Genomic DNA, 15,056 nt, shown 5'->3' on the forward strand with positions numbered 1-15,056 from the left:
GCGGCGTCTCGTATTTACTGAACGAGGGTCAGGTTGGTTGCCGAGATCTTGCCGTCGCGGCCGGTCTCGAGTTCGTAGGTGACCTTGTCGCCTTCATACAGGCCCTGCAGGCCCGAACGCTCGACAGCGGAGATGTGGACGAATGCGTCCTTGTCGCCGCCTTCAGGCGAAATAAAGCCGAAGCCCTTGGTGGTGTTGAAGAACTTGACGGTACCGTTGATGGTGGCCATGATTTTAATCCTGATAGCCCGAAGCAGAAGCGAACGAGCGAATGCCCAATGGCAACATGCCAAAGGGGTCTAAACGTTCGCAAAATAAGAAGGGAGCCGGGGGCCGGCGAACCGGCGATCAGGCAGCCGACGATGGCTGAAAACGTGAGAATGCTTATCTGCCCCTTTTGCGGCGAAGTAAAGGCGTTTGCGAAAACGGGCTATGACGGTGATGCAACGGGGCGCAACATTGCCTCTTGCCTCGGACCACCGATGCGCTGAAATGGCGGGGTCAACAGGGGAGACGGCAATGGGCGCTTTGACGGTCGGTATCGATCACGTGGGGCTGACGGTCTCGGATTTGCAGGCTTCGGTAGCGTTCTTCACCGGCTGCCTGGGCTGGAATGTGATCGGGGGCAAGCCCGACTATCCGGCGGCCTTCGTCAGCGACGGAACCAGCAGGATCACGCTGTGGCAGGTTGCCGATGGCGACAGATACGTCACGTTCGACCGGCAACATAATGTCGGGCTGCACCACTTGGCGCTGAAACTGGCGAGCGAGGCGGAGTTGGAGAGGCTGTTCGCGCTCGTATCGGACTGGGACGGTGTCGTGGTGGAATTTTCGCCCGAGCCATCCGGCGGGGGGCCCAAGATCCATTGCATGATCCGCGAGCCCGGCGGATGCCGGATCGAGTTCGCCTGGGACCCACGCTAGGTCGTGTGGACAGTTGGTGATGCCGGGCTGCAAATGGCAGTTTTCTGCGCTTCCGGTGCTCACGTACAAACGTACGCTGCGCTCCGGTTCTCGAAAACCACCATTTTCGCTCCGGCCTGACGCAACTGTCCACACAACCTACGTCTTGCTGTGCGATGTGGGCATGCGCCGGCAGACGGAATAGTTTTCCGCCATTGTCCACCGACCGGGCAAAAGCGAACCCTGTCTGTATATTGAGTAAGTTGGTAGACTAACTAACTTGATGCGTCCGACGCGGCGCAGGCCGCTCCTTCGCCAAATCAGCCAAGAGCGTGCCATGACCCATCAGCGTAGCCTCAACCTCAATGTTGGCATCAACACCACCGGCTATCTGGGCAATGCCTGGCGCTACCGCAGCGGCAGCCGGGCGGACATCAACGACCCGGCATATTACACGCGGCTGACGCAACTCGCCCATCGCGGCCGGTTCGACGCGGTGTTCTTCTCGGACCACCCCGCCCTGATGACCGACCCCAAGGCGCGCCCGTTCCACACGCTCGATCCGCTGATCCTCTCGGCGGTGTTGACCGCGCAGGTGCCCGATATCGGCGTCGTGGTGACGGCTTCCTCGACCTACAATTCGCCCTACAATTTCGCGCGCCGCACCCAGAGCGTCGACATCACCTCCGGCGGTCGGCTGATCATCAATATCGTGTCGTCGTTCAATCCGGCCGTCGCCGCCAATTTCGGCAATGCACCGCTGCCGCCGCGCCACGAGCGCTATGCCAAGGCGCAGGAATTCCTCGATGTGTGCAAGGCGCTGTGGAACAGCTGGGACGAGGAGCGCGACGGCGAGGTGCCGCCCGAGCTGTTCTGGGACGCTTCGAGCGCCCATGCGATCGACCATGAAGGCGCGTTCTATTCGGTCAAGGGACCGCTCAATGTGCCGCGCGGACCGCAGGGCCACCCGGTGATCGCCCAGGCCGGCGCCTCGGAGGGCGGCATCGACCTCGCCGGCCGGCATGGCGAGATCATCTATTGCAACGTGCTGTCGCGCTCGGCCGGCCAGGCCTTCGGCAAGAAGGTGCGCGACCGGGCAGCGACCTATGGGCGCGACCCGAACAGCATCAAGATCGTACCGGGGCTGGTGCCGATCATCGCCGATAGCCGCGAGGAAGCGCTGCGCAAGCATGAGTTGTTCAGCGGCGCCGGCTCGGAGGATGGGCTGCTCAAGCGGTTCGCTACCGACCACGGTTTTGATCTGACGACATTCGATCCCGACGCAGTGCTCGATGCCGAACGGTTCGTGCCCGATCCGAACCGGGTGTTGGCCGTGGGCATGGGCCTTGGCCTGTCGGACCTGCTCGGCCACGAAAAGCTGACGGCGCGCGAGGCGGTGCGGCGCTCGGAAGGGGCGCACCGGCTGCTGCTCGGCACGCCGGAGGAGATTGCCGACGGGCTGATCGACCTGTGGGCCGATGGCACGGTGGACGGCTATACGATCCAGCCACCGCGGGCGCCGGACGATATCGAGCTGTTCGTCGACAAGGTGGTGCCGATCCTGCAGGACCGCGGCGTCTATCGCCGGGACTATGCCGGCGACACCGTGCGCGAGCGCTACGGCCTGCCCTTGCCGCCCGCGGAGGCGGCGCCGTCAGGCCTGAAGCGCGGCGCCGCTTGAGGCGTCGAACAGGCGAACCTGCTCGGGATCGACCGCCAGCGTCAGCGTCTCGCCTGGCCGGGGCGCGACGCGCTCGCGGAACAGGCAGGTGAGATCCTTGCTGCCGAGGCGCACGACAATCTGGGTTTCCGAACCCATCGGCTCGACCACCTGCACCCGTACGGCAAAGCCGTTGGGATCGACACGGAAATGTTCGGGCCGGATACCGTAGGTGACGGCAGTGCCCTCGGCGAGCTTGGCCGATCCGGGTAGCGGCAGGTTGGTGCCATCGGCGGTCAGGAACAGGCCATTGGTCACCTTGCCATCGATGAAGTTCATCGCTGGACTGCCGATGAAGCCGGCGACGAACTTGTTGGCCGGATTGTCATAGAGATCGAGCGGACGACCGATCTGCTCGACCCGCCCGTCGCGCATGACGACGATGCGATCGGCCATGGTCATGGCCTCGACCTGATCGTGGGTGACATAGATGATGGTGGTCTGCAGCCGCTGATGCAGTTCCTTGATTTCGGCGCGCATCTGTACGCGCAGCTTAGCATCGAGGTTGGATAGCGGCTCGTCGAACAGAAACACTTTTGGATCGCGCACGATGGCGCGCCCCATGGCAACGCGTTGGCGCTGGCCGCCGGAGAGCTGCTTGGGAAAGCGCTGCAGCAGCGGCTCGAGATCGAGGATGCGGGCGGCTTCCTGCACCGCCTTGGCGGTCTCCTCCTTGCTGGCGCGACGCAGTTTCATCGAGTAGCCCATGTTCTGGGCCACGGTCATGTGCGGATAGAGCGCGTAGTTCTGGAACACCATGGCGATATCGCGCGCCTTGGGCGGCAGTTCGTTGACGGTCTGGTCGCCGATGCTGATCTCGCCGCTGGTAATGTCCTCAAGGCCGGCGATCATGCGCAACAGCGTGGACTTGCCGCAGCCCGAGGGGCCGACCAGGGTGACGAACTCGCCATCGGCGACATCGATGTTGATGCCGTGCAGCACCTGGGCGGTGCCATAGGCTTTGCGCACGTCCGCGATTGTTACCGAAGCCATTGTGCGGTCTCTCCTTGCGAGAACTTGCGAGCGCTCATCCCTTCACCGCGCCAGCCGTCATGCCCGCCACGATCTGGCGGTTGAAGAACAGGAAGACGATCAGCGGCGGAATGGTGATGAGCAGGATATTGGTGAACAGCAGGTTGTAGGACGTGTTGTACTGGCTCTGGAAATTGTAGAGCGTCAGCTGCACCGTCACGTTCTTGGTGCCCGGCAGGTAGTAGAGCGGATTGGTGAAATCGTTGAAGATCGCCACCGATTGGACGAGGATCACCGTGATCACCACCGGCCGGAGCAGCGGCAGCACGATCTCGAAGAACAGCCGCAGCGGGCTGGCCCCATCGATGATTGCCGCCTCATCCAGTTCGCGCGGAATGGTGACGACGAAGGCCTTGAACAGCAGCACGCAGAAGCTGAGCCCATAGGCCACTTCGATGAAGATCAGGCCATGCAGCGTCTTGAACAGACCCAGCCCCTGCAGCACCCAGATGGTGGGCACTACGGCAGGCGGAATGATCAGCCCGGCGAGGACGAGAAAATTGACGAGGCCCGTCCATGCCGATGGCTTGCGCTGCAGCACGAAGCCCACCATGGCGGCGAAGATCACCAGCAGCGTGACGCTGGCGACGGTGAGGATGGCGCTGTTCACGAAGGCGGTCAGCACCATGTAATTGCGGGTCTGGATCACCTCGACCAGATTATCCCAGAGGTGAAAGCCGTTCGGCAGCGAGAACTCACGTAAGGACGATTGCCGTTTGTCCTTGAGCGCGGTCAGCACGATGAAGGCGAAAGGGACGAGGAAAACCACGGTGGAGACGAGGATGGCGAGGAGGCCGATCCAGTTGCGGCGCAGATAGGTCACTGGCCGTCCCCCTGGCGATTGAGGAAGCCCGAAAGCGGGATGATGATGATGGCGACCATGATGAACAGCACCACATTGCCGGCGGTGGAGAGCCCATAGAAACCGGCTTGGTATTGCTTGTAGATCACCGAGGCGATGACGTCGGAGGTGAAGCCGGGCCCGCCCTTGGTCATGGCCCAGATCAGATCGAAACTACGCAACCCGCCGATCAGGCTGAGGATGATGACGGTGACCGTGGCAGGCTTGGCCAGCGGCAGGGTGATGTTCCAGAAATTGTCCCAGGCACTGGCGCCGTCGATCAGCGAGGCCTCGTAATATTCCTGCGGAATGGAGACGATGCCCGCGATGTAGATGACGGTGGCGAGGCCGACGCCCTTCCACACATCCACCAGGGCCACCGAGAACAGCGCCAGGTTGGGATCGGTCAGCCAGCCCGGCCCCTTGATGCCGAACAGGCCCAGCGTCTCGTTGATGACGCCAGTCGTCGGATGCATCATCACCGTGAAGGTGATGCCGACGCCCACGGTCGACACCAGTACCGGGAAGAACAGCACGGATCGCAGGTAGCCGCGCGCCATGATCTGGCTGGTCAGCAGCACGGCGAGCAGGAAGCCCAGCACGACCTTGAGGCCGGAGGTCATCACCGCATAGATCAGCGTGTTGATCAGGCCCTTGACCAGGAACGGCTCGCGGAAAAACTGCGCGAAATTGTCGAAGCCGATGAAGGTGGCGTCGAACAGCGTCCAGCGGGTCAGGCTGAAGAACAGCGAGGCCACGGTGGGGAACAGGAACAAAGCTGCATAAACCAAGGCAGCCGGCAGGTAGAACCAACTCGGATAGGCCGAATTGGCGCGCCGCTTGGCTCGCGGCGCGGCGACTGTCGCCTCACTCATGCATCACTCCTCCCGGTCGCCGAAGCTCGGCCCCATATCACCATGGGGTCGAGCCTCGATCTGCATCAAGTCAATGTTCTGGTGGCTTACCAGCCGGCCAGACCAAGCTGCTGGGCCTGCTTCTTGACGTCTTCGTCGTAGAGCGCGGCGCCGTCGGCGGCGGAGCGGATGCCCGAGCCCACTTCAACGGTGATCTGCTCGAGCGCCGGCCCCTTGATCGGGGAGAGGAATTCAAGAGCGGGCGCGGTGCCCCCGTCGCGCTGGAAGTAGGGCAAGAGGTCGGCCACCACGGCCGGAACGTCGGCCGGCAGGGTGCAGTCCTTGATCAGGTATGGGCCGGTGACGCCCACGGCCTTGGTCTGCACGTCGCAGCCTTCGGTGGAAGCGACGAAGGCAAGGAATGCCTTGGCCTGGTCGGCATGCTCGGTGGTCTTGGGGATATAGAGGCTCGACGGCATCCAGGCGGTCAGGCCGTTCTTGGTAGCATCGTCGCCCGGAAGGGCAAAGAAGCCGACATCGGCCTGGTTTTCGGGATAGTTGGACACCACGCTACCGGCCGCGAAGCTCAGCATCGGGTAATGCGCGCCTTCGCCGGTGGCGAGCATGCGGATGGCGTCGTCGAACTTGGCGGCGGCAAAATCTTCGTTGAGATAGCCGGCCTTGAACACGGCCTCCTGGCGCTCGAAGCCCTTGATGGCGGCTGGATCGGTCGCATACTTGGCCTGGTTGCCGGTATACTTCTCGGCAAAGTCGGGCTCGGCGGTGACGACGTTGTAGAAATCGCCCAGCACGAAGAGCTGGCTGGTCCAGGTATCGGCAAAGCTCTGGATCACGGCGACCTTGCCGGCAGCCTTGATCTTTTCGTTATTGGCCATGAACTCGTCCCAGGTCTTGGGAACGGAAAGGCCCAGATCGGCATAGATCTTCTTGTTGTACATGACGCCGCCGCCCATGGCGGTAGCGAAGGGCACGCCAAAGACTTCGCCGCCGGCAGTGACGGTTTTCTGGAAGGTGTCGATGACATTGGCCTCGAAGGGCTCGGCGGTCAGCGGCATCAGGTTCTGCTGCGGATTGATCGCCTGGAACAGCGAGCCGGCATTGTAGAGGAATACGTCGGCCATTTCGCCGGTGGCGAGGCGGGTCTTGACGATATTGTCGCCTTCGCCGCCGCCCGGACGGGTTTCCAGCTCGATGGCGATGTCGGGGTTCTTTTCCATGAACGCATCGGCCAGTGCCTGAGCGACCGTGACGGTCGAGGCATCGGTATTGTCGACCAGGAACGACAGGGTGACGTCCTGCGCCATGGCGGCGCCGACGAAGCTTGCCGAGAGCATCAGGCCAGCCGCAAGGCCGCCAAGCAGAGTGCCGGTGAATTTAGAGCGCATAAAGTTTCCTCCCATTTGGCCCGCTTTTTTTTTGCGGGCAACTTCGATTGTGCCGCCGTTATGGCGTGCGTGAGTGACCCATCGGGCCGCCGTGAACCTCCCGCGGCGGCACCGAATATGTGAAATCGACGATATGTTCGCCGGCCGTGGCGCGGACATCCTCGCCCGAGCCAACCGCCGTGCCGTCGAGCACCGCGTCGCGGTATTCGGGGCGCAGGCGCAGCGTAGCCGTAGCGCCGGCCGGCACCACGAAGCGGTAGCGGATGCGGTCGCCATCGACGGTCCAGCCCGCCTCAATCCGCCCGTTGGGGCTATCGTGATGTGCCGCCACGGGCGACAGTCCATCGAGGATAGTCGGCTCGAACACGATATGGGCAAAGCCCGGCATTGCGGGATCGGGACGGAACCCGGCCACGCCTTCGAGCAGCCACTGGCAGACCGCGCCATAGGCGTAGTGATTGTAGGAATTCATCTGCGGATTGTAGATCGAGCCGTCTTCCTGGATGGCGTCCCAGCGCTCCCAGATCGTGGTCGCGCCCTTGCGCACCTGATAGAGCCAGCCCGGCACGTTTTCCTGCAGGAACACCTCGGACGCGAGCCCGATCTCGCCGATCTGCACCAAAGCCGGCAGCAGCGCCGGGGTGCCGATGAAACCGGTGCCGATCCGCCCGTCGGTGCGGTCGATGGCGTTCCTGAAATAGGCCTTGGCGGCGTCCTGGCTCTCCTGTGGGATCAGCCCGTGCACAAAGGCCAGCGCATAGGAGGTCTGGTCGTCGCCGGCCACGCGCCCCTTGGGGGTAATGAACTCGCCGGCAAACGCGGCCTTCACCTGGCCGGCGATATCGGCCATGCGGGACGCCGTCGCCTCGTCGCCCACGATGCCGGCAATCTGGGCGACCATGCTGGAGGTCTTGAACAAATATATGGTCGCCGCAGCATCGTCGCTGATGGTGGGCAGCGGCTTGGCCGAGGGTCCACTGGGCTGCAGCCAGTCGCCGAAGGTGAAACCGCGACCGCCCCAGGCCCGCGGCGGCTTGACGATGGGGCCATTGCTGATCGACCAGACAAAGTCGACCCACTTGACCATGGCGGGCAGGGTTTCGGCCAGGAACTCGGTGTCGCCATAATGCAGGTAGACCTGCCACGGCACCATGGCGATGGCATCGCCCCAGCCGGTCGAGCCGTAAAAGCCCGGATAATCCTTGGGCTTGAGCCTTGTGGGATCGGGCACCACATGGGGCACCGCGCCGTCTTCGCGCTGGTCGGCCATGACGTCGCGGACCCACTTGCGGAAGAAGCCCTGCACTTCGCCCAGATAGCACGCCGTGCCGGCAAACACCTGCGCGTCGCCGGTCCAGCCCAGGCGCTCGTCGCGCTGCGGGCAATCGGTGGGCACTTCGATGAAGTTGGCGCGCTGCGACCAGACGGTATTGAGGAACAGCCGGTTCACCAGCGCATTGCCGGAGGTGAACCCGGCCTTGAGCTCATGCACCGAACTGATCGGCACCGAGACGATATCGACCAGTTCGGCCTGCCCTTCGATGGTTACGCGAGCGTAGCGGAAACCCTGGAAGGTGAAGGTGGGGCGATAGCTCTCTTCGCCCTTGCCGCTCAGCGTGTATTCGATGCGCGCGGCGGCGGTGCGCAGGTTGCCGTTATAAAACTGGCCGTCCTTGTCGAGAATTTCGGCGTGCTCGACGATGATGCGCGCACCGGCCTGGCCGCGCACCGTGAAGGCCACATAGCCACCGCTGTTCTGGCCGAAATCGTAGACCCGGCGGCCGGCATCGTCGGTATGGTTGGCGACCGGCTCCAGCACAGCGAGCTCGCGCACCGGGGGCGCCTCATAGGCCACCAGCCGCACCTGGTCGAACGGCACGACTTCGCTGCCGGCGGTCACCGTGGGGGTGAAACCGGCATCGTAGATTTCGCCGAAATAGATGCCCGACTTGCGGATCGGCAGCGCGCCGCTCTGCCAGCTCGCATCGGTGCTCAGCAGCAGCTTGCCGTCGCCGCCGCGCAATTCGGCAATCGCCGCAATCGTATCGCCCCAGGTATTATAGATCGGCGCCTCGCCCCACATCATCTGCGAGCGGAACCAGCCATCGGCCAGCCAGATCTCGATGACATTATCACCAGCCTGCAGTAGCGCGCCGACATCATAGGTCTGGTAGGACAGGCGCTGGTCATAGGCGGTCCAGCCGGGCGTCAGCAGGTCATGGCCCACGCGCTGGCCATTGATGAAGGCGCGATAGAGCCCCTGCGCGCTGATGCGCAGCACGGCATCGCCGGCGCCATCCACGATAAAGCTCTTGCGCAGGAACGATGCCGGCGTCTCGACACCCCCATCGGACAGCGGTCGGACCATCTGCGCCGTCCAGTTAACCTGCGGACGTGCGGACAAGGCGGCTGCAGCCCGGACGGGCGTCGCGTCGTTCATCGGTAATCCTCCCTGGCAGACGAGCCGTAAGCCGGCTTCTCCTGCGGCACCCGGCGAGCCGGAATGCTTATCATTGCGTGTGCATCGTTCTACGTATATCGTTCTACACAATCTAAGCACGACGTCAAATTCGCCACAAGAGAAAAAATGCGGAGGGCGAAGTGTTGGAATCGACCATGGGGATAGGCCCTGCTAGTTGTGGCGGCGCAAGGATGGACGGGACATGGCGCCGAGACAGAAAAGCGAGCGGGTAACGATCAGGACCGTGGCCGAGGATGCCGGGGTGTCGGTCGCCGCGGTGTCCAAAGTGCTGCGCGACGCCTATGGGGTCAGCGACGCGATGCGCCTCAAGGTGCGCCAGTCGATGGACAAGCTCAGCTACCGCCCACATTCGGCCGCTCGCGGCATGCGCGGGCAGACCTACACGGTCGGTGTGCTGATGGCCGATATCAAGAACCCGTTCTTCCCCGATATCATCGACGGCATCGATGATGGTCTGGCGGGGACGCAATATTTGCCGCTGTTCGGTATTGGCCGGGGATCGTCATCGGTGGAACGCGCCATCGTCCACGCAATGGTGGATCGGCAGATCGACGGCCTGATCATGATCGGCCAGCGCATGGCCACCGCCGATCTCGACGCCATCGCCAGCGAAGTTCCGATCGTGGTCATCGGCCACCATGCGCCCGAGGCGCAGTCGTTCGACTCCGCCAATAATGACGACGTGCGGGGCGGTGCCATCGTGGCCGAACACATGCTGGCGCAGGGCTACCGGCGCCCCGCCATGATCACGCTGGGGCGCAACGACCTGATGTCGGCGGACGTGTCGCAAAAGCGCGAACGCGGCTTTGCCGATGCCCTGCGGGGAGCCGGCTTTGCCGAGCACGACATACGCATCGCCTCGGCCGATGACGGGCTGGACGATGTGACGGCGACGGTCCGCGCCCTGCTCGAAAGCCCGGAGCCGCCCGACGCCATCTTCGGCTGGGCCGATTATTATGCGCTCGAAGTGCTCAGTGCCGTACGCGCGCTGGGCTTCCGGGTGCCCGACGATATCGGCATTATCGGCTACGATAATGCAGCGCCCTGCGCCTTCACCCAGAACAACCTGACCAGCGTCGACCAGTTTGGCCGCGAAATCGGCCGCCAGGCGACGCGGCTTTTGATCGAGCGCATCAAAGGCCGCACCCAGGCCGAGCATTTTGTGGTTACGCCCCGCCTCGTGGCGCGCGGCAGTTCGATGGCGCCGCGCGTCAAGGCGGGTGACACCCTGCCATCGCCTAGCGCTCAACCCGATGTGGCGCATAAATAAAGTAGCTGAAGTCAGCGGGCGTGATCGCGCCGTTGAGATCATTGGCGGCGACCCCGACGAAAGCGCCCGTAAAGCTGCCGTCGACGCCATATGCGCCACCTCGTCGGACAGGAGCGAGGCGTCGAGCTGGGGCCCCACCGGAACGAGATCGCCATCGAGCCCAAGGCCGTAGGAGAATTGCAACCTTCCATTGCGGATCGACAGCGCCAGACGAACAAAACCCGCCTGGGGCAGCCGGACTGGTTCGGCGGGAAAGCGAAGATTGCCATCGGGGAAACTGCTTTCCGAGCTCATGACCAGCAGTTCGCGATGGCCGTCGGCATCGGCGGTGACCGCGAGATAGTGAAGGTTGTAGCGCTGGTAATAGGCCACGAGGCCCGCCATCACCTCCTCGTCGGTCGGCGACACATCGACCAAGGTTTCCGCGTCTGGCGCCGGGCGACCAGGGCCTGCTCGAACCATGAGCCGATCGATTCACGCGGCCCAGCACGCAACGCCGTTTCTGGGTGATGGGCCGTCCGGCCAGATGGACAATGGAGTGACGGTCATCGGGGGTCTCGACCCAATCGCCATGCCCGGTGCGCTGCAGGGGATGAAGCGGCGCGTCCTTGGCGGTGAAGATATGCTGCTGTGGATGGGTTTCGTAGGGACCCTCGATCTGGCGCGACCGCGCCAGCAACACCGCATGATCGTAGCCGGTGCCGCCTTCGGCGGTCAGCAGTTAGTACCAGCCGTTGCGCTTGTAGAGATGGGGCCCTCGGTCAGTCCCAGCTCGGTGCCGTGCCAGATCGTCTTCATCGGTCCTACGAGGACCTGCGCTGTCGGATCGTATTCCTGCAGGCGGATGCCGGCGAACATGTTGGGCCGGCTGCGGTGATCCCACAGCATGTTGACGAACCATTTGCGGCCGTCATCGTCGTGGAACAGGCTGGGATCGAAGCCGGAGGAATTGATGTGGACCGGATCGGACCACGCCCCGTCGATCTCGTCGGCCCAGACAATATAGTTATGCGTGTCCTTGAACGAGCCGTCCTTGCGCTTGACGTCGGTATAGACCAGCCAGAACTTTCCCCCGTCATGGCTGAGGCAGGGCGCCCATACGCCGCAACTGTCCGGGTTGCCCCGCATGTCGAGCTGGCTCTTGCGGCTGAGGGGCCGCGTCAGCAGCGTCCAGTTCGCCAGGTCCCGGCTGTGATGGATCTGCACGCCCGATACCATTCGAAGGTGGAGGTGGCGATGTAATAGTCATTATCCACCCGCAGGATGGATGGATCCGGATTGAAGCCCGGCAGGATGGGATTGGCGACCAGTGGCATGGGGACCCTCAGGCTGTCACGAGGCGATTGGGGCGAGACTACGCGTCGACATCGGGTCCCGAGTCATGGCTCGACCTGGACCTTGATGACGCCATCCTTGCCGATGGCGCGATCCATGGCGCCGGCCATTTCGGCCAGAGGCATCACCAGATTGACCAGCGGGGCGACATTGACGCGGCCCGAGGCCATCAAATCCAGAGCGATCCCGAAGACATTGGCGAAGCGGAACGAGCCCAGGTAGCTCAGTTCACGCGCCATGATGGTGTTGAGCGGGGCGGTGACCTCGGCCGGGAGCGTGCCGATCTGCACGATGGTTGCGCCACGCCGCGCCAGCGCGATGGCGAGCGACACGGCCTGCGGCGCGCCGGAGGCTTCGAGCACCACGTGGAAGCCGCTGGGCACCAGGGCCAAGCCCTGTTCGACCACGCCGGGGTCAGCCGCGTTGAGACTAGCGTCGGCGCCGAGCTGGACCGCCAGGTCCCGCGGAAAGGCTGCGATATCGGCCAGCACCACCGTGGAGGCGCCGAATGCCCGTGCCGCCAGGGCCGTCAACTGCCCTATGGCGCCGCCGCCGGTGACGAGCACGCTTTTGCCAGCCACGCCGCCGGAGCGCATCACCGCATGGACGGCGACCGAGAGGGGCTCGGTCATTGCGGCTTCCGCCCAGCCGAGCCCATCGGGCAGGACATGACAGTTGGCGGCCGGGGCAAGCACATATTCGGCAAAGCCGCCGTCGACATGGGGATCGGCGCTGGCCGAGCCGTAGAAGCGCATGTTGATACAGAGGTTGTAGCGCCCCTCGCGGCAGAACGCGCAGGCGCCGCAGGGGATCGATGGATCAACCGCTACGCGCTTGCCGCCAAGCGCCGGATCGACGCCCGGGCCGAGTTCGGCCACCTCGCCGGCAATCTCATGGCCCAGGATGAAGGGGCGCTTGGGCACGAAGCTGCCAACGCGGCCATGCACGAAATAGTGGATGTCCGAGCCGCAGATACCTGCCCGTCTTACCCGCACGAGAACCTCGCCGGGGCCCGGTATCGGGGTGGGGACCAGTTCGGCGCGAAGGTCCCGCTGGCCGTGAAGGACGAAGGCTTTCATAGGTCTACTTTCGGTTCAGATTGCTGCCTGCGCGCTGGCGGGACGCAGAGTATTGCCATCAGCGCCAAAAAGATGCAGCCGGCTTTGCGGCGCGGAGAGCGCCACAGTATCGCCCTGCCGCAAGGCGCTGTCGCCCGGCAATTTGACGATGAGCGGTTCGGCTCCACCGACATCCACATAGGCGATGGCTAGTTCACCCAGGTTTTCGATTATGGATGCCGTACACCGCACCAGTGCGGGGCCGGTGGTCAGCACCAGATCCTCGGGTCGGACGCCGAGCATGAGGGACCCGGAGGCCTGGAAGGCAAATGGAAGGGCCACCGGATCGCCCGAGCCCGCAGGCTATCGAGGCGTTCCTGCAGAAGGAGCCGGAAGCCACGGTCCACAACAATATCGAGAACTTGCTGGCCGCGCCGGCGCTGCCCGACGACATCGTGGTGGTTGCCACGCCCCCGCGGACCCACGCCGAACTGGCCATCCGCGCCTTCGCGTCGGGCCGCCATGTCCTGTCGGAAAAGCCGCTCGGCATCAGCAGTGACGAAGCCGAGCAGATGCTGGCGGCCGCACGCAGGGCTGGAAAGCATCTGGGCGATTGCAGCATGCGGTTTCTTGGCTAAGAGGCGGAAACCTTCATCCGGCAGACATTGGCGGCCGGTGCGCTGGGCGAGTTGTACCATGTCACCTGCCGTCATCGCACGCAGCGCGGTCGCAGCGGCATCGAATACCAGCCGGAAGGTCGCTGGTTTCTCGACCGAGCGAAAAGCGGCGGCGGCGTGCTGATGGATTGGAGCGTTTATGACCTGGCGACGCTGTTCGAGCCCACCCGCGTCGAAATTCGTGACGCCTGGACCGCGCAACCGCGCACCGGCGCCGATCCGGCCGATCCATATTCGACGTCGAAACCCATGCGGGTGCCGCCATGCGGCTGACCTTGGCCCGTGGCGCCACGGTGGCGCTGAGCTACGAGCGGGCGAGTTGCACGCATGGCGAGGCCAATGCGAGCCTTGAAATCGAGGGGCGAGACGGCGCCGTGAGCTGGCAAGGGCTACCCTATCTCGACAACAGCACCGCCGCGATCATGCGCACGGACGTGGCCGGCTCGGTCGTTGAGCAGATGAGCCGCTTCGGCATCGAAGGCGCGCTCAACACCGCTCGCTGATCTTTTTCCACACAATGGTGCGCAATGCCCCGGCTCCGATTGTCGCCAACGCCCGCGCAGTGTTCAACTTTGCCGTTCTTTAGGCATCTACGAGGCGGCAGCAACCGGGGCTGCCCAGACGGTGACGCTCGCCGATTTCGGCTGACGGCTCCGAGGACGGGGACGGCGCTCAGTCCTCGGGAATGTTCTCGCGGCAGATGATCTGGATGCGGAGCGGGTGGGAGTTCCACTCCTGTCCGTTCACGCCGCGGAACAATTGCTGATAGGCCTCGCGCACCTGAACCCGGGGATTCTGGTCGATAATGATGTCGACGGTGCCCTGTAGCAGCGCTTCCTTGGTATGATCGGTCAAGTCGTGTCCGACGAAAACGATCGAACCGGCCTTGCCCGAGTCGGGCACTGCCCGGACAATCTCGCGATTGCCACTGGACATATTGTAGATCACCGCAAGGTCGGGATGGCGGGTCAGCAGGTCACGGCGTCATGGCCAGCTTCGGGCCGCCGGCCCGCCATTCAACCGCGGCACGATAGGGCCTTCAGAAAGCGCGTGATGCGCGACCGGCCGAGGCCGGAACGTCAATGAACTCCCCGTCAGGATTGATATGCGCCGCCCGCGTCATTCGCCATTACGGTCGCTCGTTTGCGTGGGCTGGCTCCTGCTCGGTGGCGCGACCATCGCGGCCGAATGCCCGCTCGATCACGGCATCTATACCGAGGCCAGTTCCGGGGCGGTCCTGGCATTCCATCCCAAGACCGCCCAGCATGGCATCATGACCTCCGGCGTGTTCGAGCTGACACTCCCCAACCTCAAGCAGGGCCTTGCCGGCGAGATCACCTGGACCGCCGGGCGAAATTCACGGCCCTATGGTTCATTGACAAGACATGTGCGGAGAAGGCGACCGCTGAGAACCCCGGGGCCCGCCGGCTGTGGTACGGCAATGTCTATTCCGTGGGCAATGGCACTGTCGGCCTGAT

Annotated in this window: 16 protein-coding genes and 1 pseudogene; 7 read left to right on the top strand and 10 right to left on the bottom strand. The window is 63.8% G+C overall.

Features of this window, described 5'->3' with window-relative positions:
• Positions 1 to 14: 14 nt before the first annotated feature.
• Positions 15 to 230 carry a cold-shock protein gene (locus JWP26_RS02600; RefSeq protein WP_299723032.1) on the bottom strand — a complete coding sequence of 72 codons (216 nt, stop codon included), beginning with the start codon at positions 228 to 230 and terminating at the stop codon, positions 15 to 17.
• Positions 231 to 519: 289 nt separating this feature from the next.
• On the opposite strand from JWP26_RS02600, the gene JWP26_RS02605 reads away from it, so the two are divergent.
• The gene (locus JWP26_RS02605) at positions 520 to 924 is read left to right on the top strand and encodes a VOC family protein (protein WP_299723035.1); all 405 of its coding nucleotides are present in this window, start codon (positions 520 to 522) and stop codon (positions 922 to 924) included.
• 316 nt (positions 925 to 1,240) lie between these two features.
• Positions 1,241 to 2,584, top strand: coding sequence for an NtaA/DmoA family FMN-dependent monooxygenase (locus JWP26_RS02610; RefSeq protein WP_299723038.1), 1,344 nt, complete (start codon positions 1,241 to 1,243; stop codon positions 2,582 to 2,584).
• On the opposite strand, the gene JWP26_RS02615 is transcribed toward JWP26_RS02610, so the two are convergent.
• The 5 genes from JWP26_RS02615 to JWP26_RS02635 all read right to left on the bottom strand — a co-directional run bounded on the left by JWP26_RS02615 (position 2,558) and on the right by JWP26_RS02635 (position 9,196).
• Complete coding sequence (locus tag JWP26_RS02615) at positions 2,558 to 3,616, bottom strand: ABC transporter ATP-binding protein (protein ID WP_299723041.1); 1,059 nt, start codon at positions 3,614 to 3,616, stop codon at positions 2,558 to 2,560. The two genes, JWP26_RS02610 and JWP26_RS02615, sit on opposite strands and share 27 nt — an antisense overlap.
• Positions 3,617 to 3,650: 34 nt before the next feature.
• Entirely contained in the window at positions 3,651 to 4,478 is an 828-nt protein-coding gene (locus tag JWP26_RS02620) for a carbohydrate ABC transporter permease (RefSeq protein ID WP_299723044.1), read from the bottom strand.
• Entirely contained in the window at positions 4,475 to 5,371 is an 897-nt protein-coding gene (locus JWP26_RS02625) for a carbohydrate ABC transporter permease (protein WP_299723046.1), read from the bottom strand. The genes JWP26_RS02620 and JWP26_RS02625 overlap by 4 nt, the downstream gene beginning before the upstream one ends.
• A gap of 86 nt (positions 5,372 to 5,457) precedes the next feature.
• Positions 5,458 to 6,756, bottom strand: a complete 1,299-nt coding sequence (locus JWP26_RS02630; RefSeq protein ID WP_299723049.1) for an ABC transporter substrate-binding protein — start codon at positions 6,754 to 6,756, stop codon at positions 5,458 to 5,460.
• 58 nt (positions 6,757 to 6,814) lie between these two features.
• Positions 6,815 to 9,196, bottom strand: a complete 2,382-nt coding sequence (locus tag JWP26_RS02635; protein ID WP_299723051.1) for an alpha-L-rhamnosidase — start codon at positions 9,194 to 9,196, stop codon at positions 6,815 to 6,817.
• Positions 9,197 to 9,419: 223 nt separating this feature from the next.
• Here JWP26_RS02635 and JWP26_RS02640 point away from each other — a divergent pair, with 223 nt between their 5' ends.
• A complete protein-coding gene (locus JWP26_RS02640; protein ID WP_299723054.1) occupies positions 9,420 to 10,508 on the top strand; it encodes a LacI family DNA-binding transcriptional regulator in 1,089 nt (362 codons plus the stop codon).
• Here the strand turns inward: JWP26_RS02640 and JWP26_RS02645 are convergent.
• The 3 genes and pseudogenes from JWP26_RS02645 to JWP26_RS02655 form a co-directional block, all read right to left on the bottom strand.
• A pseudogene (locus JWP26_RS02645) lies at positions 10,477 to 11,818 on the bottom strand (glycoside hydrolase family 43 protein). The gene JWP26_RS02640 and the pseudogene JWP26_RS02645 sit on opposite strands and share 32 nt — an antisense overlap.
• A 69-nt stretch (positions 11,819 to 11,887) precedes the next feature.
• Entirely contained in the window at positions 11,888 to 12,922 is a 1,035-nt protein-coding gene (locus tag JWP26_RS02650) for an L-idonate 5-dehydrogenase (protein WP_299723057.1), read from the bottom strand.
• A 15-nt stretch (positions 12,923 to 12,937) separates the two neighbouring features.
• Positions 12,938 to 13,204 carry a TOBE domain-containing protein gene (locus JWP26_RS02655; RefSeq protein WP_299723060.1) on the bottom strand — a complete coding sequence of 89 codons (267 nt, stop codon included), beginning with the start codon at positions 13,202 to 13,204 and terminating at the stop codon, positions 12,938 to 12,940.
• A gap of 26 nt (positions 13,205 to 13,230) precedes the next feature.
• Between JWP26_RS02655 and JWP26_RS02660 the strand changes: the two genes are divergently transcribed.
• Genes JWP26_RS02660 through JWP26_RS02670 form a run of 3 tightly spaced genes read left to right on the top strand, consistent with a single transcriptional unit; the run spans position 13,231 to position 14,081 of the window.
• Entirely contained in the window at positions 13,231 to 13,539 is a 309-nt protein-coding gene (locus JWP26_RS02660; RefSeq protein WP_299723063.1) for a Gfo/Idh/MocA family oxidoreductase, read from the top strand.
• A 27-nt stretch (positions 13,540 to 13,566) separates the two neighbouring features.
• On the top strand, positions 13,567 to 13,851 hold the full coding sequence (locus tag JWP26_RS02665; RefSeq protein ID WP_299723066.1) for a hypothetical protein: 285 nt from the start codon (positions 13,567 to 13,569) through the stop codon (positions 13,849 to 13,851).
• Positions 13,842 to 14,081 (top strand): hypothetical protein, encoded by a 240-nt coding sequence (locus JWP26_RS02670; protein WP_299723069.1) that lies wholly within the window; start codon positions 13,842 to 13,844, stop codon positions 14,079 to 14,081. Before JWP26_RS02665 ends, JWP26_RS02670 begins: the two co-directional genes overlap by 10 nt.
• 169 nt (positions 14,082 to 14,250) lie before the next feature.
• Here JWP26_RS02670 and JWP26_RS02675 read toward each other — a convergent pair whose 3' ends face one another.
• Entirely contained in the window at positions 14,251 to 14,553 is a 303-nt protein-coding gene (locus tag JWP26_RS02675; protein ID WP_367184054.1) for a substrate-binding domain-containing protein, read from the bottom strand.
• Between the two features lie 172 nt (positions 14,554 to 14,725).
• Here JWP26_RS02675 and JWP26_RS02680 point away from each other — a divergent pair, with 172 nt between their 5' ends.
• Complete coding sequence (locus tag JWP26_RS02680) at positions 14,726 to 15,055, top strand: hypothetical protein (RefSeq protein WP_299723071.1); 330 nt, start codon at positions 14,726 to 14,728, stop codon at positions 15,053 to 15,055.
• Position 15,056 lies beyond the last annotated feature (1 nt).

The organism is Devosia sp. (genome assembly GCF_028290435.1).
GTDB lineage: Bacteria > Pseudomonadota > Alphaproteobacteria > Rhizobiales > Devosiaceae > Devosia.